The 19547-nt window shown below is 65.1% G+C and carries 17 protein-coding genes and 3 pseudogenes; 12 read left to right on the plus strand and 8 right to left on the minus strand.

Annotated elements, in window-relative coordinates; translation table 11 throughout:
- From AC13FN_RS09830 to moaA, 4 genes are read right to left on the minus strand one after another with little or no spacing between them, the layout of a single operon-like run.
- On the minus strand, positions 1-261 hold the full coding sequence (locus tag AC13FN_RS09830; RefSeq protein ID WP_005413671.1) for a MoaD/ThiS family protein: 261 nt from the start codon (positions 259-261) through the stop codon (positions 1-3).
- Positions 261-1514: a molybdopterin molybdotransferase MoeA gene (locus AC13FN_RS09835; protein WP_482984682.1), complete on the minus strand. Its 1254-nt coding sequence runs from the start codon at positions 1512-1514 to the stop codon at positions 261-263. Before AC13FN_RS09835 ends, AC13FN_RS09830 begins: the two co-directional genes overlap by 1 nt.
- The gene (gene moaCB / locus AC13FN_RS09840) at positions 1514-2509 is read right to left on the minus strand and encodes a bifunctional molybdenum cofactor biosynthesis protein MoaC/MoaB (protein WP_482984681.1); all 996 of its coding nucleotides are present in this window, start codon (positions 2507-2509) and stop codon (positions 1514-1516) included. The genes AC13FN_RS09835 and moaCB overlap by 1 nt, the downstream gene beginning before the upstream one ends.
- 8 nt (positions 2510-2517) lie before the next feature.
- Positions 2518-3498 carry a GTP 3',8-cyclase MoaA gene (moaA, locus tag AC13FN_RS09845; protein ID WP_482984680.1) on the minus strand — a complete coding sequence of 327 codons (981 nt, stop codon included), beginning with the start codon at positions 3496-3498 and terminating at the stop codon, positions 2518-2520.
- Between the two features lie 160 nt (positions 3499-3658).
- Here moaA and AC13FN_RS09850 point away from each other — a divergent pair.
- Positions 3659-3934: pseudogene (locus tag AC13FN_RS09850) on the plus strand (hypothetical protein); the annotation flags it as partial.
- A 45-nt stretch (positions 3935-3979) separates the two neighbouring features.
- Here AC13FN_RS09850 and AC13FN_RS09855 read toward each other — a convergent pair.
- Entirely contained in the window at positions 3980-4315 is a 336-nt protein-coding gene (locus tag AC13FN_RS09855; RefSeq protein WP_482984679.1) for a DUF6984 family protein, read from the minus strand.
- A 220-nt stretch (positions 4316-4535) separates the two neighbouring features.
- Here AC13FN_RS09855 and AC13FN_RS09860 point away from each other — a divergent pair.
- Positions 4536-4797, plus strand: a pseudogene (locus tag AC13FN_RS09860) (IS3 family transposase); the annotation flags it as partial.
- A gap of 37 nt (positions 4798-4834) precedes the next feature.
- Here AC13FN_RS09860 and AC13FN_RS09865 read toward each other — a convergent pair.
- Together AC13FN_RS09865 and AC13FN_RS09870 are read right to left on the minus strand one after the other, a co-directional pair.
- On the minus strand, positions 4835-5410 hold the full coding sequence (locus tag AC13FN_RS09865) for a hypothetical protein (protein WP_224328223.1): 576 nt from the start codon (positions 5408-5410) through the stop codon (positions 4835-4837).
- Positions 5411-5414: 4 nt separating this feature from the next.
- Complete coding sequence (locus AC13FN_RS09870) at positions 5415-10157, minus strand: RHS repeat-associated core domain-containing protein (RefSeq protein ID WP_482984678.1); 4743 nt, start codon at positions 10155-10157, stop codon at positions 5415-5417.
- Positions 10158-10430: 273 nt separating this feature from the next.
- Between AC13FN_RS09870 and AC13FN_RS09875 the strand changes: the two are divergent.
- A pseudogene (locus AC13FN_RS09875) lies at positions 10431-10565 on the plus strand (alpha/beta fold hydrolase); the annotation flags it as partial.
- 35 nt (positions 10566-10600) lie between these two features.
- Here the strand turns inward: AC13FN_RS09875 and AC13FN_RS09880 are convergent.
- Positions 10601-11395, minus strand: coding sequence for an AraC family transcriptional regulator (locus AC13FN_RS09880; RefSeq protein ID WP_482984704.1), 795 nt, complete (start codon positions 11393-11395; stop codon positions 10601-10603).
- 166 nt (positions 11396-11561) lie between these two features.
- On the opposite strand from AC13FN_RS09880, the gene AC13FN_RS09885 reads away from it, so the two are divergent.
- The 9 genes from AC13FN_RS09885 (at position 11562) to AC13FN_RS09925 (ending at position 19507) form a co-directional block, all read left to right on the plus strand.
- Complete coding sequence (locus AC13FN_RS09885) at positions 11562-13436, plus strand: FUSC family protein (protein WP_482995109.1); 1875 nt, start codon at positions 11562-11564, stop codon at positions 13434-13436.
- Positions 13437-13440: 4 nt separating this feature from the next.
- On the plus strand, positions 13441-13650 hold the full coding sequence (locus tag AC13FN_RS09890) for a DUF1656 domain-containing protein (protein ID WP_019659903.1): 210 nt from the start codon (positions 13441-13443) through the stop codon (positions 13648-13650).
- Between the two features lies 1 nt (position 13651).
- Positions 13652-14536: an HlyD family secretion protein gene (locus AC13FN_RS09895; RefSeq protein WP_049437612.1), complete on the plus strand. Its 885-nt coding sequence runs from the start codon at positions 13652-13654 to the stop codon at positions 14534-14536.
- On the plus strand, positions 14533-15969 hold the full coding sequence (locus tag AC13FN_RS09900; RefSeq protein WP_482984676.1) for an efflux transporter outer membrane subunit: 1437 nt from the start codon (positions 14533-14535) through the stop codon (positions 15967-15969). Before AC13FN_RS09895 ends, AC13FN_RS09900 begins: the two co-directional genes overlap by 4 nt.
- Before the next feature lie 133 nt (positions 15970-16102).
- Positions 16103-16450, plus strand: coding sequence for an RcnB family protein (locus AC13FN_RS09905; protein WP_049437616.1), 348 nt, complete (start codon positions 16103-16105; stop codon positions 16448-16450).
- A gap of 72 nt (positions 16451-16522) precedes the next feature.
- Entirely contained in the window at positions 16523-17053 is a 531-nt protein-coding gene (locus AC13FN_RS09910) for a Cif family virulence factor (protein WP_478413685.1), read from the plus strand.
- Positions 17054-17157: 104 nt separating this feature from the next.
- A complete protein-coding gene (locus AC13FN_RS09915; RefSeq protein WP_482984675.1) occupies positions 17158-17832 on the plus strand; it encodes a response regulator transcription factor in 675 nt (224 codons plus the stop codon).
- Complete coding sequence (locus AC13FN_RS09920) at positions 17829-19061, plus strand: sensor histidine kinase (RefSeq protein WP_482984674.1); 1233 nt, start codon at positions 17829-17831, stop codon at positions 19059-19061. The genes AC13FN_RS09915 and AC13FN_RS09920 overlap by 4 nt, the downstream gene beginning before the upstream one ends.
- Before the next feature lie 59 nt (positions 19062-19120).
- Positions 19121-19507 (plus strand): diacylglycerol kinase, encoded by a 387-nt coding sequence (locus AC13FN_RS09925; RefSeq protein WP_053443171.1) that lies wholly within the window; start codon positions 19121-19123, stop codon positions 19505-19507.
- Positions 19508-19547: the final 40 nt, after the last annotated feature.

The raw sequence follows: 19547 nt of genomic DNA on the forward strand, positions 1-19547 counted from the left end.
TCAGCCCCCGCTCACCGGCGGCAGGATCGCCACCCGGCCATCGTCGGGCAACGCCTCGTGGTCGCGCAGCACGCGTTGCTGGTCGGCGAACGCCGAGTAATCCAGCAGGCCGGCACGGAACCCCGGCCAACGCAGCGGCAGCAGCTCGCGCAGCGCCTGGCGCAGATCGGCCACGGTGCCGCCGGCCACCTCCACGGCAATCTCGCGGCTGGCATCCAGATCGGAGAACGCGCCGAACAACTGCAGATTTACCTGTCTCATCACGGCTCCTGGCTCGCCAGCTGCACCGGGTCCTGATGACCCCAGCCCTGCACACGCACCGGCGTGCCGGCAGGGGCCAGACCGCCCTCGCCTTCCAGCACCACCCAGGCGTTGGCCTGCAGCATGGACATCAAACGGAACGACTCCTGCCCGGCCAGCACGCGCGCACTCAGCCGCCCCTGTGCGTCCACCTCCACCCGCGCCCGCGCGTGGAAGCGCAGGCCGGGCGGCGTGCGCACGTCGGCCTGCAGAGGCAATGTCAACACCGGCTCCGGTGCCAGCCCCAGCAGGCGGCGCAGTACCGGCTCGACGAAGAAGCGCTGGCCCACCGCAGCCGACACCGGGTTGCCCGGCAGGCCGAAGTACAGTGCGCCATTGGGCAGCGCCGCAAACAGCAACGGCTTGCCCGGGCGGATTGCCACCTTGTGGAACACGATGCGCGCACCCCGGCCGCGAAGCGCGTCGGGAATGAAATCGTAGCGGCCGGCCGACACCGCGCCTGTGCTGATCAACAGCTGCGCACCCGCGTCCAGCGCTTCATCCAGCACCGCGTTGAACGGCGCCACGTCGTCGCCCACCGTGCCCTGCCAGACCACCTCGGCACCGGCGGCCTGCAGGCGGCCGACCAGATACGGGCGGTTGCTGTCACGAATCTGCCCGGATGCCAGCGTCTGCGCCGCCTCGGTCACCAGCTCCTTGCCGGTAGCAATCACCGCCGCCTTTGGCCGCGCCACCACCGCCACCTCGCCCACGCCGATGGCATGCAGCAGGGTGCGCGCGTTGATGTCCAGCACCTGCCCGGCCTGCAGCACGCGCTCGCCGTCGCTTACATCCTCGCCGCGCAGGCGCACGTTCTGGCCCGGCTTCACCAATGCTTTCAGGGCAATGCGGGTCGGGCGTCCCTCCTCGCTGGCGAGGATCTCCACGTTCTCGACCGGTACCACCGTATCCAGCCCGGCGGGCATGCGCGCACCGGTCATGATTTCCCAGGCACCCTCGCCACCTTCGGCACCGGCATCGCCGGCTGCCTGCCAGCCCTGCACCGCGAATTCGGTACCGGCCTCGAACGCCGCGCCGTTGGCGCGCAGCGCGAAGCCGTCCATTGCCGAATTGTCGAACGGCGGCAACGACTGCCCGCTGTGGATGTCACTGGCCAGGGTACGGCCGCTGGCCTCATGCAGCGGCAGATGCTCGGCCGGCAGCGGCGTGGCCGCGTCCAGCAGGTGCTGCAAGGCCTCGCTGTAGGCAATCATCAGTGGCCACCGCCATCGACCATCGCCAGGGCGTGGCCCAGTACCGGCGCCAGGATGTCCAGGCACTGCGCCGCCGCCTTCGGGCTGCCCGGCAGCGCGAACACCAGCATGTTGCCCAGCTGCACCACCTCGGCGCGGCTCAGCCAGGCCATCGGCGTGTGCTGCGCGCTCAGTGCCCGCACCATCTGCGCCAGGCCATGCACCGGCCGCGCGTTCAAGGAACGCAGCGCCTCCGGGGTCAGGTCACGTGGGCCCAGCCCGGTGCCGCCGGTGCACAGACACAGGCGCACGCCGTCGGCCGCCAGGGCCCGTAGGCGGCCGGCCAACGGCTCGATGCCATCGGGCAGTACCTCGGCGGCTGCCACCTCTCCGCCCAGTGTGTTCAACCCGGTCACCAGGGCCCGGCCAGAGAGATCTTCATAAGTGCCGTCGCTGGCGCGGTCGCTCAGCGTGATCACCGCGCAGGCCGCGCCCTCCAGGCCCTTCGGCGCACGCGGCTTGAAACGCGCGCGCTCCGCATCGTCCATGCCGTCGGGGTGCAGCCACACACCGCGCTTGCCGCCTTCCTTGAACAGCAGGCGGATGCCTTCGATGCGCAACGCCGGCTCCACCGGCTTGCTCAGGTCATACAACGTCAGCAGCGCGGCGTTGACGCCGGCCAGGGCCTCCATCTCCACACCGGTGCGCGCCTCGCTGGCGCACTCGCACCACACGCGGATCGCCTGCCGTTCCGGCACCGGCGCGCAGAACACCTGCACCAGTTCCAGCGGCAGCGGGTGGCACAGCGGCATCAGCATCGAGGCCATCTTGGCGCCCTGCAGGCCGGCAATCTCGGCCATCACCAGCGCATCGCCCTTGGGCAGGCGGCGCTCGACGATCAGCGGATAGGCCACCGGACCGGCATGCAGCTCGCCCACCGCCACCGCACGGCGGCGGCTGATGCGCTTGTTACGGACATCGGCCATGTGGAAGGCCGCATTCAATTCCCCACTCATCGTGTTGCTCATCCTCCGATGGAGGCCAGGTGCGGGGTCAGCCCGGTCTGGCCCTGGTGCAGTCCATGCCCGGCCGCTTTCAGGCCAAGCTGGGTGGTGATGCGCGCCAGCAGCGCGTCATGGTCCTCGTCGCGCTGCAGCAGCGGGCGCAGCGGCACGCCGAACTCGCCGAACAGGCACAGCCGCAGGTCGCCCTTGGCGGTCACCCGCAGGCGGTTGCAGCCCTTGCAGAAGTCACGCGAATACGGGGCGATGATGCCGATGCTGCCGCGATGGTCGGGGTGACCGAACTCGCGCGCCGGGCCGGCATCGGCGGCGCGCGGCCGCTCGTGCCAGCCAGCGGCCAGCAACTGCTCGATCACCCGATCGGCGCGCAGGTGATGGCGCTGGAAGTAGGTTTCGTTGTCGCCGGTGCGCATCAGTTCAATGAAGCGCACGCTGAAGGGCCGGTCACGCAGGTACTCCATCCACTGCGGCAGCTCGTCGTCGTTCAGGCCGCGCAGCAGCACCGCGTTGAGCTTGATCGCCGGCAGGCCCAACGCCTGCGCCAGGGCCAGGCCCTGCTGGATCTCCGGCAGGCGGTCGTGCCCGGTGATGGTGTGGAAACGCTCGCGCTGCAGGCTGTCCATGCTCACGTTCAGCGCAGTCAGGCCCGCCCGGTGCCAGCCCGGCAGGCGCCGCGGCAGCAGCGTGCCATTGGTAGTGATGGCCACCTTGCGGATGCCCGGCACCGCCGCCACGGTGGCTATGATCTCGTCCAGATCCTTGCGCAGGCTGGGCTCGCCGCCGGTCAGGCGGATCTTGCTCATGCCCAGCGCGGCGAACGCACGCACCAGGCGGCCGATCTCATCCACCTGCAGGAAACGCGGGTGGCCGTCGGCCTGGTACCCGTCGGGCAGGCAGTAGCTGCACCGGAAGTTGCAGGCTTCGGTAAGCGACAAGCGCAGGTACGGAAAGCTGCGTCCGAAGCTGTCGGTGAGTTGGCTCATGGCTGTTCCACCTCCTGGTACCACCCTGCAGCCTTCCCCCTGAACGGGTTGTCGACCCCAGAGCGCAGAGTGCGCTGGGGCGGTGAAAGCGTCAACCCGGGAAGTGCCAAACCTGAATTGGCACCACCTGTCGCAATAGGCCCTCCCTGCCCGTTCCGATATTGCCAACCTCAACCGCATTGGCTGCGGTGCGGCGGCCGACGAACAGCCCTGGCCGGAGCGGCATCAGCTGCCCGGGCGCTGCCTGGCCCTGGCCGATGCCGATTGCGCGTTGAGCGGGTTGCGGGTGGTGCTGGAAATGCTGCTGGCGGCGGAACGCACCCGGCAGAACGGCGAACCGGAAGAGTACGTGGGCGACCGGGTGATGGAGGGATTGGTCAAGGCCTGCCAGTCGTTGTGCGCGCAGGCGGTGGGGCGGTTGCAGCCCGAAGGGTGAGCGCGATGCGCAACGCCCTTAAGCGAGGAACGCTTTCAGCAGGCGTCAATGCTCGCTGAAAGCGCCCCTCAGATCGACGCCGATGATCGGTGAGAAGTCCGCCTTCCACAGCTCCAGCTCGAAGAGCTGATCGTGATTGTCCAGGCACAGGGTGACTCTCACCGGCACGCCGTCGGCATCGGCAAGCATGGCCGTAGCAATGTCACTGCCGAAGAGCTGGGTCGTGCTGGACAGGAACACTACACCCCCAAATCCGACGACCTCCACGTCCTCCACCTGGGCTAGCGCCAGATCCTTCAACAACCGTTCGGACAGCTCGGTCGCCCCAGGCAGCAGCCTGTGGATGAGGGAGACCTCGTCGGGGGTGAGGAATCTGGGCACGGGATGTCCTTCAGAGCACCGCGCCCGCCATCAGCAGATGCTCGATCCGCCATGTCTTGGCGTAGATGAGAATGACGCTTCCGGTCGAGCGGGTCTCGATACGGAAACACTTCAGGCCGGACAGCGGATAGCCGACCGCTTTCCAACGATCAAGAAGATCAGCAAGTCCCGGCTCGTTATCGTCAACCCTGGCGAACTCAATTCGCTCTTCACCCAGTAAAACTGGCAGAGCGTTCTGCGCGAGCAGACATCCTGTGCAGCATGAGCCGGATGGGAAACAGCCATGACAACGCATCGATGGAGAACTTCTTCCAGCGACAGTAGCGGGAACATACAAAGCAGAGGATCTAAAGCAATCACGACGAGACACGCGCAAACGTCGCCCTGCACATCGAGATGTTCTAGAACCCAAGACAGCGCCACCGCTCCAGCGACGAGCCGCCCCGATAAAGTTCGAGACGCAGCAGGCTCTTGGCGGCTGATGGCTACCCGGTAAACACTGGACGATTAACCTTTGGATCAGGCGCCGCCCAGCTTCTTAACATTCTTCTCCTTCACCACGTCCAGCATCGATTTGACCGCCTCAACTCCAAGATTCAGGGCCACTATTAGAGAATCGCAAAGTTTCAGATCATGATCATCCAACGCCGGGACTAGTTCCTTCAGCAACTTCAGCGCTAGATCCGTCTTCCCCAATAGCGCCAATGCAGTTGCATGATTGATATGAGCGTGAGCACCTCTCAAGCCCCGCGTCTCAAGAAATGATGCAAATTCCATCAAGGTCATTGAAGACTTCGCTTCAATAACGTTTCGCAGCTCGATCGATGAAAGAATGCTCTCAACCACATCATCGTCTGCCATTTGATCCCTTCCGATAAACGGCCGATCCGCGATTCGGCTGCTGTAGGAAAGATGCGGCCCAAAGGAGTCAAACAATGGAAATACAAAATTCCATACATAGAGCCCCCTTGGGACGAACTCCAGAACAATTCCTTGTGCCACATAGTCATAGTCACTTCGGAAAAAATATCCGCTTGACCCGCCGATCAGGCCGGACCTTTTCCGCAGAAGGCTGCAAATGTATCGCTTGTTCATCTTATCAACGGCCTTCAGGCTTAAGTTCCACCACGAGAGTTCCCTCGGGGAGATTCTTGACGTACTTATTGTACTGATCCCAGGAGATGTAAGCCCAACCAGTCTTCAGATCGAAGATGGCTTGAGGTGCATCAACTGGGCCGTACACAGCGTCCGCCCGTGAGGACCCCGGGTACCCATACCTAACAACCCTACGGCCAGCGTAGCTCACCTCAGTCGCATACTGAGACGTCGGGCATGTGGTATCCACCAGGCGCTTGAACTCACTATGGATGAGCGTTCCGCGTATCCAAGGCAGTGAGCAACGCCATCCACAGGTGGCGTCAATGGTGGACGCTGCTTGGTTTGCCAGCCTCTGGAGCCGATTTCCGACCGCCTGCAACTCCGGTGAAACAGGTACGGCCTGAGGTATGTATTTTTTATCGGCCAAGCCTAGCGAATCGACACGGCCAGTGGGATCTCCGCTTCCATACGCGAACGAGTTCAGTCCACCCATCAACCCAATCGGATCGCTCTGGGTATACCGCCCCACTGCCGGGTCGTATTCCCTCCGATAGTTGTAGAACAGCCCACTCGCATCCGTCGCCTGCTGCCCGGCGAAGCGCAGCGCCAACTCGAACGCCACACCATCGCCATCCGGATCAAGACTCGGAATCTGGTTGCCGAACACCTCGCTCTTGTTGCTCCACTCCCATATCGAGACATTCCGCACCGGGTCGATCACCACGCGCGGCGTGCCCAGATGATCCGGCTGCACGTAGGCCAGCTCCGGCACGCCGGTAGCCGGCGTGTTGATCAGCGCCACCGGATAGTTGTCCAGCCAGATGGCCTGCTGCTGCGCCTGGCCCGTGGCCGAGTAGTTACCGAGCCACTGCCCGGCCTCGTCGTACAGGGTGATCTGAGCCGCACCACCGGCTGGGGTGCGCAGCACGCGCTCGCCGCGGTGGTTGTAGGCATAACTTTCCAGCACGGCATCGCCCTGCTTCACGGCGTTCATGCGGTTGGCATCGTTGTAGGTGAACGTCTTGCCGCCGATGCTGGTGGTGTTGCCCACCGCGTCATGGTTGCGCGCCTCGCCATCCACGGCGGTCAGCCGGTGGCTGGTTGCGGGATAGGTGTAGCTGGCGGTGCCTGCTGAGGTGGTCAGCGCAGTGCGATTGCCGGTGGCGTCATAGGCATAGGTTTCAATCGGCGTGCCGGTCGCGCCGTCCTGGGTCTGGGTCAGTCGGCCCAGCGTGTCGTAGGCGTACTTGGCCAGCACCGTCGAGCCTGCGCCATTCTTCAGCTCAGTGATCGAGCCGACCGGATCATAGCCATAGCCCAGCGACAGGCCGCCTGCAGCCGGGTCATGCACCGCTTGCGGGCGATAGTCCAGGTCCAGCGGACGCTGCAGCTGGCGGCCATTGCCATAGGTCCAGCCGGTCGCCGGGCCGAAGGCCGCATAGGTCACGTTGTTCACCACGATCTGGCGCGCCTGGCCGGGGCGGGTCAGGCCGATCTGGCTGATGCGGCCCTGGGTATCGCGCACGTAGTCGGCCACGCTGCCGTCGGGGTAGGTCAACGCGGTCAAGCGACCCGTCTTGCTGTAGGCATAGCGCAGGGTGCTGGCCACACCATTGACGGTCTGCACCTTGCGGGTGACCTGGCCGAAGCGGTCATGGCAGTACTGGGTGCTGCCATTGGCGTGCAGCACCTGCCCCAGGCGGCCCTTGGCAAAGCGCTCGTCGGCGGCACAGGCGGCCGGCGCCACGTCATAGCTGTAGCCCACGTCCAGATTGGGGTCCGGGTAGGCGATGCCGATCAGGCGGTTGAGTGCATCGTAGTGATAGGTGGCAGTGATGCCGCGTGCATCGGTGGCCGTCTTGCGGTTGCCGGCGGCGTCCACGGTGAAGCTGCTGGCGCCACTGTCCGGGCTGACCTGCCCGGTCAGGTCACCGAATCCGTTGTAGGCGTAGGTGGTATGCAGGCCCTTCGGGTCAGTGACCTGGGTGACCTGGTCCAGCGCGTTGTACTGGCTGCGGATCTCGGCGGCCACGCCACCCACGTCCTGCAAGGTCTGGGCCAGGCGGTTCAGCGGGTCGTACTGCTGGCTGGTCACGCGCTGCAGGGCGTCGGTCACGGTCTGCGGGTTGCCGTTAGCATCGTAGGCAAAGCCGGTAGCGTGGTTGCCTGCGTCCTTCAGTGCGGTCAGCTGGCCGAGTGTGTTGAACGTCCGTGCGAGGGTACGGCGCAGGGTACCGCCTGCATCGAGCGTGTCTTCCTTGAGGCGATTGCCGGCATTGTCCAGCGTGTAATGAATCGTGTTGCCCGCGTTGTCCTCGATATCGGTCAAGCGCAGCGCCGCATCGTAGACATAGGAAACGCTGCTGCCGTCGGGCTCGGTGATCTGTTGCACCTGGCCGGTCGGCCAGTAGCTGATCTGGGTGACCCGATTCTCGGCAGTGGTCGCGCCACGTACGGTGACCGAGGTTGGCCAGCCGCGAGCATGGTAGGTGTAGTCGGTGACCACGCCGTTGGCATCCTTGACCGACAACGGCCGTCCGAAAGCGTCGTAGGCCAGAGTCTCGACCGTCTGGCCCAGCGCATTGGTCACGCTGCGCAGGTCGCCCTTGCGATAGGTGCAGGCACCTCCCGTCGCGCACCCTGCATCATCCGCCGAGTAATAGGCATAGGTAACGGCATCGGCCACATCCGTGCGCGGGCCATCCACACTCTTCAGCAGCCCCTCCACCGGGCAGCTGCCTGCCGCTGCCACATCAGCGGCTTCGCAGTACGTGTAGTTGGTGATGCGCGTCTGACCGGAAGCGGTGTCGGTCACGGTGTTGGCCGTCGGCTGGCGTCGGGAATTGAAGGCCGTGCGGGTTTCGCGGCTACCGATCCGGGTGGTCAGTACCGCATTGGTTTCGACGTCGCGCGCCGTGGTCACCACACGCTGCTCGGGAAAGCCGACCGCTTCGGTCACGGTATGGATGCTGACGGCACGACCGCTCACCGGATCGGTGCCCTGCGCATAGGTGTGCTTGGTCTGGATGCCGCGGCGATCGGTGTAGGTATTCAGACGCCGGCGGAAGTCGACACTCTGGTCGTAGTAGGTTCGGCTGACGGTTCCCTGCGAATCCGTCAGGCCGGTCACCTTGCGCGACGGAGCGCTATCGCCTCCGGGTGTCAGGGTGTAGTCGGTCTGCCGCCCCAGCGCGTCGGTCACCACCGCACCGCCATTGGGGCTGTAGGCCAGCGTCACGCCATCGGCACCGCCGGCATGCTGACTGGAGATCACACGACCGATGGAATCGTAGGTGAAGGTGCTGTAGCGGCGACCGTCCTCGGCGGTGATGCCGGTCAGGTGCTGGGGGAAGTCCTGGTTCTCGTAGTGATACGTCCGCACACCACCACCCGCATAGGTCACCGTGGCGACCTGGTTCTGCGGCGTGTAGGTATAAGTGGCGAGCGGAATGCCTTCGACCAGCACCGAACTGATCAGCGCCTCATAGTCGTTGGACTGGTAAACGAACTCGAGCGTGCGGCCACTGCTGTGGGTGACGGCTGCAAGGCGGTCGCTGTCGTCATAGATGTAGGTCAGCGACGTGCCATCCGCGAAGCGCTTGGCGGCAAGACGCCCGTCCGCGCCGAAGGTAGAGATGGAATCGGCCGTGTACAGTGTCCAGTTGCCGTTCTGGACCAGACGATCGCCACTGTCGTCGTCCGCCTCATAGGCTTGCCCGATCTTCTTGAATGCACGCTGGAAACCAGTGCTTTCAATGATGCCCACACTGTCAACGCCATCCAGTGCCAGGTGGGCGCCCAGCGAATGGGTCCAGCCATAACCGAAGCCACCGGATGAGGTGGAGATGCCGGAGTGATAGAAGCGCGTCAGCGCGATCCAGCCCAGATCGAAGTCCGGCGCGATCTCGTACTTCTCGCCCGTTTTGACATCACATGGGTTGCCGACATTGCCGTCGCAGGTACCGCCGTTGGAGGCCGGGTCCTTGTCGGGAATCGGACTCATGTTCGCCGCTGCATCGTTGCGGGACATGGGGCAGCTACCGTTGCCGCCGTCCTTGTCGCACTTCTGCGACTTCGAGGTAATGGTTGCAACGAATTCTTCGCTGACGCAGGCGTTGTGTGTGTTGGACCACTGCGTGAAGGGGATCGGGCAGTTCAAGCGTCGCATGCGAGCAAGCCCTGTCGTTCCTGCGTCGAAGGGCACGCACGGAGACTCCGCCGAATTGCTGCCCAGCATGCCGGTGACCCGGTACTCCCTGACCTCCGAAATTCCGTCCATCCCTGGAGCAGTTGGGCCCCATTCTCCTTCCGGCACAGCAGTTTCCCCAGGACACTGGGGATTGATGTCCTGCAAGTCTGCAATGAGCGCTTCCAGCACTTCCTCTTCGGACAAGAAGCCACCATCACCCGCGCCGTAGTAAGTCCAGTCAGGGTCGGAGGGCTGCGTCTTTCCCATCCAGTAGGTAATCGACGTATTTCCGTTCAAGTCCACGACTTTCGACTTGATCTTGTCGACGTACTGCCAGCCGAACTGGAACTCCGGCGGGAAGGGGCTGGGCGCCGGCAGATTCTTGATGCCGGCCACCGCCGCCTGCTGGGTCTTGTACTGGGTCGCATCGCCACCGGGCTGCGAAATACGCCAGGTGATCTTGCTTTCCTGCGCCTGTACAACAGCCGGCGCAATGCAGCCAGCGGCAACAATCGCCAGCACGGCACACGAAATGGTCTTCAGTCGTTCCAACATCCCTGTTCTCCTTCCTGGACGAACACAGCGCCGGCGGGAACGAGAACGCGGAGCTGTGCCCACGCGTCATGCTTCGGATCGTCCCTGGTCCGGAATGCGGCAATTGCTACATGCCGCCTTTATCGTTGAGGACGCTTGCACATTCAAGTGTGGAGCCGCGTAACCGGTCACAGATTCAAGCATCCGTGGCCATTCAGCGGCCTACGCCGGGCTCCCATGACTTCTTCTACAGGGAGTCCGTGTTCATAGCTCACAACACTACCGGCACAATCTGCCGCACACGCCCTGATCTTCTCGGAATTCACGCGCGGCTGGCACCGCTACCTGGCAACCGGCCACACCCTCCAGCGCGAGGACCCTGCTGCGGTGGTGGCCGCGATTCCATCGGTCTCCGACACCGCGAAGTAGCCGTTCCGGGCAACGGCTTCGCCCGTTGTTCCCCGCTACTGCCCTCGCAGGCGCACCGCGAGGTACCGCGCCGGGGAAAGGCCAAGCGCTTTCTTGAACATCGTGATGAAGGCCGTCACCGACTCATAGCCCAGCGTCTCGGAAACGCGTTGTACCGGTGCACCCGCGGCAAGTTCCCGAATGGCGATGAGCAGGTGCAGCTGCTGCCGCCAGCGCCCGAAGGACAATCCCGTTTCCCGTTCGATGAGCCGGGTCAGCGTGCGCTCGCCCAGGGCCAGGCGCACGGCCCACTGGCTGATGGTGCTGCGGTCTGCCGGATCCGCCGACAGCGCCGCCGCCAGCGCACGCACTTTCGGGTGATGGCTGACCGGCAACGACAGGTGCTCGGCCGGCATCTGTACCAGCTCGTCCAGCAACACCCGCGCCAGCCGGTCGGTGTGGCTGCCATGCGGGTAGTCCAGCGGCGCGTCGGTCAGGTGCAGGATCATCTCGCGCAGCATCGGGGATATCGCCAGCGTCACGCACTGCATGGGCAGATCGACGATGCCGGGTTCGACGAACAGATAGCACAGGCGGGCGTTCGCGGTGGCGCGGTTGCTGTGCGGCATGCCGCCCGGAATCCAGACGCCGCACTGGGGCGGCACGATCCACAACGCATTGGCCACTTCGCAGGTCACCGCCCCATGCAGCGCAAGAATGAGCTGGCCCTTGCGATGCTCATGTACGGGAATCTCCGCGTCGTGCTCGGCCACCTGCAGGCGGCTGGCGACCGCCGGGCGATCGGTCTCGTCCGGGTCCAGGTCAAAGCCGGGGAGCGAAATGCGAGCCATTCTCACATTGACCGGTTTTAGCGATTGGTTGTCATTGTAGCGAAATTCGCTAGTGCGGCCGATCACTAGCATGACCCGCATGCACCTCCCCACACCTTTTCTTCCCCACCTGTTCCAGGCATTCGCCCGGTTGAAAAGCCCTGCCCTCAGGACCGACCAGGAGGCGGTGCTGTTCTCGCTCAAATGCCTGCTCGCCGCGTCGCTGGGGCTGTATGTCTCCCTGCGGATCGGCCTGAACCGCCCGTTCTGGGTGATCGGCACGGTCTATCTGGTGTCGCAGCCCCTTTCCGGGGCGACACTCAGCCGCGGCCTGTTCCGTCTGCTCGGCACCGTGGGCGGGGCCTTCGCCACCGTCGCACTGGTGCCACGATTTGCCAATGCCCCCCTGGTGCTGAGCGCCGCGCTCGCGGCGTGGATGGCGCTGTGCCTGTACCTGGCGATGCTCGACCGCACGCCGCGTGCGTATGCGTTCCTGCTGGCCGGCTATACCACCAGCCTGATTGGGTTTCCTGCGGTGATGGTGCCGGGAGACGTGTTCACCATCGCCATCACGCGGGTGCAGGAAATCGCCATCGGCATCCTTGCCGCAACGCTGGTCCATGCGCTGGTGCTGCCGCGCCGGGTCTCGATGCGCGTGCACGCGCGGGTTGCCGCTGTGCTGGATGATGCGGAACGATGGACACGCGACATGCGGGCCGGTGCATCGGAAACGATGCTGGCGACGGACCGCTCGAAAGTGGCCGCCGACCTGCTCGAGCTGCATGTGCTGTCGATCCACCTGCCCTTCGACAGCGCCCACGGCGTGGCCCAGGTGCAGATCCTGCGTGCCCTGCATGACCGGATGCTGGACGTCCTGATGCTGTCCAGCGCGATGGAAGATTCCATCGACCGGCTGCGTTCACCACAGGCCGGCGCGATGGATGCAACGGGCTGGCGCGATCTGCTGCAGGCCGGCCTCGCCGCGCAACAGGCCGAGCTCGACCTCGCCCACGCCGACTGCCGCGTGCTGCAGGCACAACTATGCGCTGCCCGCCCCGACTGGCGCCTGCATGTACCTGCTCGCCTTGCGCGACATGTGCAGGGTGCGGTACTTCACCGGGATCATCGGCTTGCCCTGCGTAGCGCGCTGGGCGCGTTCGCCGGCATCCTGCTGAGCTGCGTTCTATGGATCGCTACTGGCTGGTCGGAGGGCGCCACAGCGGTGTCCATCATCGGCACGGCGTGCGTGCTGTTCGGCACAATCGAAGCACCTGCGCCGCATGTCATGCGCTATCTGGTGGGGTCGTTGATCGGTGTTGCCGTCGGCCTGCTCTACGGTCTGCTGATCTTCCCCGCGCTGTCCGATATCACCGGCCTGATTGCCGCGCTCGCGCCGGTGCTGCTGCTGTGCGGATCGTTCCTGGCCAGGCCGCCCTTCATCATGGCCGCCCTGGGCGTGGTGCTGACTTTTCCGCTCATCGCAGGTCTGGGTGCGACCAATACGGTCAACATCGTCGGCGCACTCAACAACAGCATTGCATTGTTCGTCGGTACGGCAATGGCACTGTGCAGCATGCAGCTGTTCCAGACCGCCGATGCGGGCCGCAACCGCGCACGGTTGGAGCGTTCGATCCGTCGGGACATCGCACGACACGCCGCCGGACGAGGTGATGTGACCCGCGCCTGGCTCAGCCGCATGCTGGATCGCATCGGGCTGCTCGCTCCAAGGTTGCAGGGTCGTTCCAGCGCAGCACACGACCTGCGGGCATTGTTTGCGGACGTTCGTGCGGCACATGCATCCAACCAGCTCCGCGCTCTGGAAGAGTATCTGGACAACCCACACGTACGGCCGCTTCATGCGGCGCTGATCGAACGCGTCGCCGCACATTTCAGGATCCGCGCCCACGCGGCACACAGTGTCGACACCCATCTTCTGGAACTGCTGGACCGCATGCGCGAGACAGCGGCGGCCAGCAGCGGGGCTGAGCAGGAGCATCTGTCGCACCTGCTCTGTGGATTGCGCCGCGATCTGCTCGTTTCCCCGCTTACCCATCGGCACTGACCTCATGCCTTCTGATCTTTCCATTGATGGCGTGCTCATTCCCGGCCTGCTCGCCGTGGCCGCTGCCGCCTTGGCGCTGTCGATACTGACTTCACGCCTGCTCGCCAGCCTCGGTCTGTACCGGTTGTTCGCCGCGCGGCCCCTGGTGGGCCTGTCCCTGTTCGTGATCCTGGCGGAGCTGATGGTCCGGCTCTCGCCCCTGCTCGAGAAATGAAATGAAATACCTGCTTGCTGTCATTGGACGCTGGAGCGCAACGCTGGCCGTGTGTGCACTTGCCATCATTGCCGCGCTCTCCATCTGGAATCGTTACGAAATGCGCCCATGGACGCGGGACGGGCGGGTGCGCGCCGATGTGGTGCGCGTTGCGTCGGACATGGGGGGGCTGGTCACCCAGGTGCTGGTGCACGACAACCAGCGGGTCAGCGCCGGCCAGCTGCTGCTGGTGCTCGATCAGCCACGCTTCGCCGCCACGCTCGAGAAGGCAGACGCGGCGGTCAGGAGCGCGCATGCCACGCTGGCGCTGGCCCGCCGCGAATCGGCCCGGGACAACGCACTTGGCAACCTGGTCGCCTCGGAAACACGCGAACGCAATGCCGCCAAGGTCGATACCGAGCTGGCCACCCTGGCCCAGGCACGAGCCGAACAGCGCGTGGCCCAGCTCAACGTGCAACGCACCGAGGTGCGCGCGACCACCGATGGCATCATCACCAACCTGGACCTGCACGCGGGCGACTACCTGCAACCCGGTGCGCAGGCACTGGCGCTGATCGACACCCGCAGCCTGCGTATCGAGGGCTACTTCGAGGAAACCAAACTGGGCTGCATCACCGAGGGCGATGCCGCCGTGGCCCGGCTGATGGGCGACGACCACGACGTCCGCGGACACGTGGATACCATCGCCGCCGGCATTGCCGACGATCAGCGCTCAAGCACGCACAACCTGCTGCCGGCCGTGGCGCCGACCTATACCTGGGTGAGGCTGGCACAGCGCATCCCGGTACGCATCCGCATCGATGATGCGCCGTCGGATTCCCGCCTGATCGTGGGCCGCACTGCGAGTGTGACGATCACGCCCTCGGCACAGGGAACCTGCAAGTGAGCTTGCGAACAGTACGTGGTGGGCTGCTTGCCCTGCTGCTGCCGATGACGGCCTGCGTGTCCGGCCCCGACTATCACCTGCCGGCGAGCGCTGTCGCAGCCTCCCCACGGGCGGCGCGGGCGTTCGTCTCGGGCCAGGAGGCATCGTTCAGCCACGACGCGCCACCGGTTCGATGGTGGCAACTGTATGGCGACCCCCAGCTTGACGCCTACGTACGCGAAGCACTGGCGACCAATACCGACCTGCGCGCCGCCGATGCCAACCTTCGGCGCGCCAGCGCAACCGTGCTGGAGTACCGCGCGCGCGGTGCCGTGCAAGGGGACGTGGATGCATCGGGCACGCTCGTCCATGCCGGTGGCTACACCCAGGCGTCGGCCGCGCCGCAGTCGTACGCGCTGGGCCTTCAGCTCTCCTATCCAGTGGATCTTGCAGGCGGCATCCGCCGCGGTATCGAAGCCGCCAACGCGGACGCCGAGGCCGTCGCTGCGGCACGGGACCAGGTCCGCGTGGTCGTCGCTGCTGCCGTCACCCGTGCCTATCTCCAGGTGTGCACCCGCAATCACACGCTCGCCGCAACCCGGCAAGTGCTGGCGATACAGCGCGCCACGCTGGAGGCAACCCGACGCCTGGCTGCAGGCGGGCGCGGAACGGACTTCGATGTCAGCCGTGCCGGTGCCGCCGTCAACCGCAGCGCGGCGGGGATACCGCACCTGCTGGCAGAGCGCCAGGCCGCACTGCTCGAACTGGCCGCGCTGATGGGCAGGCTCCCGGCAGACTATCCCAGGGAAGCGGAAGGGTGCCCACAGCCCCCTGAGCTGGAGCAAGCATTGCCGGTCGGTGACGGCTGGCAGCTGCTCCAGCGGCGCCCTGACATACGCGCAGCCGAACGCAGCCTGGCCGCCGCAACTGCAATGATCGGCGCTGAGACGGCGGGTCTCTATCCGCAGATCACCCTCGGCGCCTCTTCGGGCGTGGTCGGCACGCCGGCGCATCTGCTGTCGGCTGACGGCTTCGGTGCGAGCATCGGCCCCGTGCTGTCATGGCACTGGCCCAACCGCCGCGTGGCCAAGGCCCGCATCGCAGCGGCCGGTGCCAATGCAGATACCGCTCTCGCTTCGTTTGACGGCATCGTGCTGCGGGCACTGCGCCAGACCGAGACCGCGCTTTCTGCCTGCACGCAGGACCTTGAACGCGAGCGCAGCCTGGCGCAGGCGCGGATGGACGCAGCGCGGGCCGCCGGGCAGGCACAGCAACTCTACCGTTTCGGCAGGATTGATTTTCTTGACGTGCTTTCGGCCCAGGCCGCGCTGGCAGATGCGGAGTCCGCATTGGCCACCTCGCGCGCGGAGCGGGTCGACCGTCAGATGGAACTGTTCCTGTCACTGGGCGGCGGTTGGGCTGCGGGCGACACAGCCGATGATGCGACACGCTGAGATCATCTTCGCAGCAGCAGGCGCAACCCGATCTGTTCATGAACGGCATGCCGACACCCGTATTCATTCACATGGCCTGCCCTACATTCGCGTTCACAGCGCCGCATACCGCGGCCATGACGGAGACATCCCGATGACATCCATACGTCTGCTTGCCATTGCCGTGAGTACGGCCGCAGCACTCGCCGCAGCTCCCGCCTTCGCTGATCCGCCGCACCACGCTCGCGGCAACGGCCCGCCGCCGCATGCCGGCGGCCCCCACAACCGTGATGCGCCGCCGCCGGGCTGGCAGAAGAAGGCTTGGCGACGCGGTGAGCGCCTGCCGTGGTCCGAAGTGGATCGCCGATACTGGGTGGACGACTATGCGCGCTATCACCTGCGTGAGCCGGGCCGCGACCGGCGTTGGGTGCGCCAGTCCGACAACGAGTACCTGTTGGTGGAGATCGCAACCGGCTTGATTGTTGACGCGCTGCATCGTTGAATGTGGAGCGCGCCGGGGCCCTGCAGCCGTGGGCCCGGCGGCGCTCCTACCCTGCTGCGACCCACGTCAATGATGCGAACCATCGGATTCCAAGGCGCGCTTCTCGCTGCCTTCCTTGTCGCAGGCCAGCCGGCCCACGCAACCCAGCACCCATCAGCTGCGGATGTAAAAGCGATCGAAAAGGTGATCGAATCGTTCCGCACCTCGCTGATCAACAAGGACAAGCCAACTTACATGAGCCTGTTCTTTTCGGACAAACCGGAAGATATCGGCTGGCAGTTCGTCTCCGAGGACGCGCGCCTGCAGGACATCCGCAAGGCCAAGCCCGATGCGATCAAGGCCCGGCAGATTCCCACCAATAACTTCATCGCGCTGATCGACGGAGCGGTGGCTTCGCCCAAGCCAAAAGAAGAGACATTCTCCAACACCAAGATCGAGACGGATGGCGACGTGGCCTCGGTGTCGTTCGACTACAGCTTCCACGACGATGGGGTGAAGACCAACTGGGGCAAGGAAATGTGGCAGCTGATCCGGACCGAGCAGGGCTGGAAGATCTTTTCGGTGATCTATTCGATCCGCGATTCACGCAGCCCGGCCGAGTGAACGTCGCTTGACGGGGCCGAACCCAGGCCGCGATCCATTCAGCATGCGCATTGGCAATCAGTCAGGGATCGGGCACAGTTCGGCCACGCGCAAGGACTCACGCCATGACCCGCCTGCTGATCATCGAAGACAACCCCGAGCTCGTAGCCAACCTGTACGCCTTCTTCGAGCCTCTCGGCTACGTGCTGGACGACGCCCGCGACGGTGCCGGCGGCCTGCGCCGGGCCACGCAGCACGACTACGACGCCATCCTGCTGGACCTGATGCTGCCGCGCCTGGATGGCATGACGCTGTGCCAGAAGCTGCGCCAGGAATTCCAGAACCCGGTGCCGATCCTGATGCTGACCGCGCGCGATCCGGTCGAAGACCGGGTTCAGGGCCTTGCGTTGGGTGCGGACGACTACCTGGTCAAACCGTTCTCGCTGACGGAACTGGATGCGCGGATCAAGGCCCTGGTGCGACGGGCGCAGGGTCGTCAGGTCCAGAGCGTGCTGGCGTGGAAGGATCTGCAGGTGGACACGCGCTCGCCACAGGCCTGGCGGCAAGGCCGCTGCATTACGCTGACGCCCACGTCGCACAAGCTGCTGATGTGCCTGGTGCGTGCGGCTCCTGCGGTGGTGCGCAAGCAGGAGATGCAGTACCTGGTCTGGGGCGACGAGCCACCGGACAGCGGCGCGCTGCGGACACACATCCATGAGCTGCGCCTGCAGGTGGACCGCAGCTTCGACACCGCGCTGATCACCACGGTGCACAGCGTCGGCTGGCGCATGCAGACGTGAGTCCTGCCTCCCACTACCGCCGCCTGAGCCTGCGTACCCGCATCACGATCTCGTTCGTGCTGTCGATGGCCGGTGCCATGGGCTTCATCGTGCTGGCCGAGCAGGTCGACTACGACCAGGTCCGGGCCGCTGTCGTCGCGCGGACCCAGGACAGCGAAGTGCAAAGGCTGCAGGCCGCGCTGGCCCGTGGTCAACGCCCCGCCCTGCCACCGGGGACCCAGCTGTTCGATGCCCATGACGTGCCTGTCGTGCTGCGCCAGTATGGCCCGGGCTATCACGGTGAAGAGGCCCCCAACGAGTGGCACCTGAGCGTGTTCGACACCGGCGGCCAGCGCTACTACCTGCTGCAGGACGCGGCGCACTATGGCTATCTGGAACACCTGATCAACGCCTTTGCGGCACTGGTCATTTCAATCTGCGTGCTGGGCGCCTTCCTGATCGGTCGCAAGGTGGCGACGCACGTCATCGCGCCCATCACGCGCTTGGCGGACGCGGTGCAGGACGGCCAGAAGCCCTTTCCCTATCAGGACGCGCGCGACGAGATTGGTGTACTCGCCCGCGCCTTCGCCCGGCACAGCGACGAGCTCGAACGGTTCCTGCATCGCGAGCAGTGCTTCAGTGGCGATGCCAGTCACGAGCTGCGCACGCCGCTGGCCATCATCGGAGGCGCCGCAGAGACGCTCGCCTGCCAGCTTCCGGCCGACAGCCACCTGGTTCCCAGTGCCGAGCGCATCCTGCGCACCACCCAGGAGATGCAGCGCCAGCTGACCTGCCTGCTGCTGCTCTCACGCGCTCCCAGTACCGTGCCGCGCAACAAGGTGGCCCTGCGTCCGCTGATCGAATCCTGCATGGAGCGCTGCCAGCCCTGGATTTCCGGCAAGCCGGTGATCATTGCGCTTGATGCCCGGCACGAACCCGTGCTGGACACCAACGCCGATCTGGCGCACAGCGTGATCTGGAACCTGCTGCGCAATGCCTGCCAGTACACCGATCGGGGCGAAGTACGGATCACCCTCCACGACACCGCACTCATCATCGCCGACACTGGGCCGGGCCTGCCGTCCAGTATCGACCCACAGCAGTTCCAGCGTTTCCTGCCTGGCAGCCCGCACAGTGGCGAGGGACTGGGACTGTCGATCGTACAGCGCATCGTCGGGCACCTGGGCTGGAGGATGACGGTGCATTCCTCGCAGCGGGGATGCCGGTTCAGCCTGGAGTGGCCGCTCTGACGGTTTCCTGACGCACGCGTGCACATGCTGGGGATTGCTTACTTCACGGCGGAAACGGCATGCAGCACCCCAAGGACAGCGGCAAGTACCCGCACGGCAAGACCGGTCTGAGCCGCATCTTCCACACCCTCATCCATTCGCGCGATGGTTTCATCGCCACCTTCCGCGGCGAGGCCGCCTTTCGTCAGCTGCTGCTTCTGCACGCGCTGTTGATCACTGCAGCGTTCGTACTGGACATCAGCACGGTCGAGCGCGCGATAGTGCTGGCGGTCTGCTTCATCAGCCTGCTGGTGGAACTGCTGAATTCCGCGATTGAGGCTGTGGTTGATCGCATCTCGCTGGAGCAGCACCCGCTGTCCAAGAACGCCAAGGACATGGGCAGCGCCGCGCAGACCACCGCGTTGTTGATGGTCGGCGCAGTGTGGGGCGTGATCCTGCTGGGCTAGCCCGGCAATCCTGACAACTTCCTGATAAAGCCGTTTCGAT

The sequence above is a fragment of the Stenotrophomonas sp. 115C5 genome (assembly GCF_056861055.1).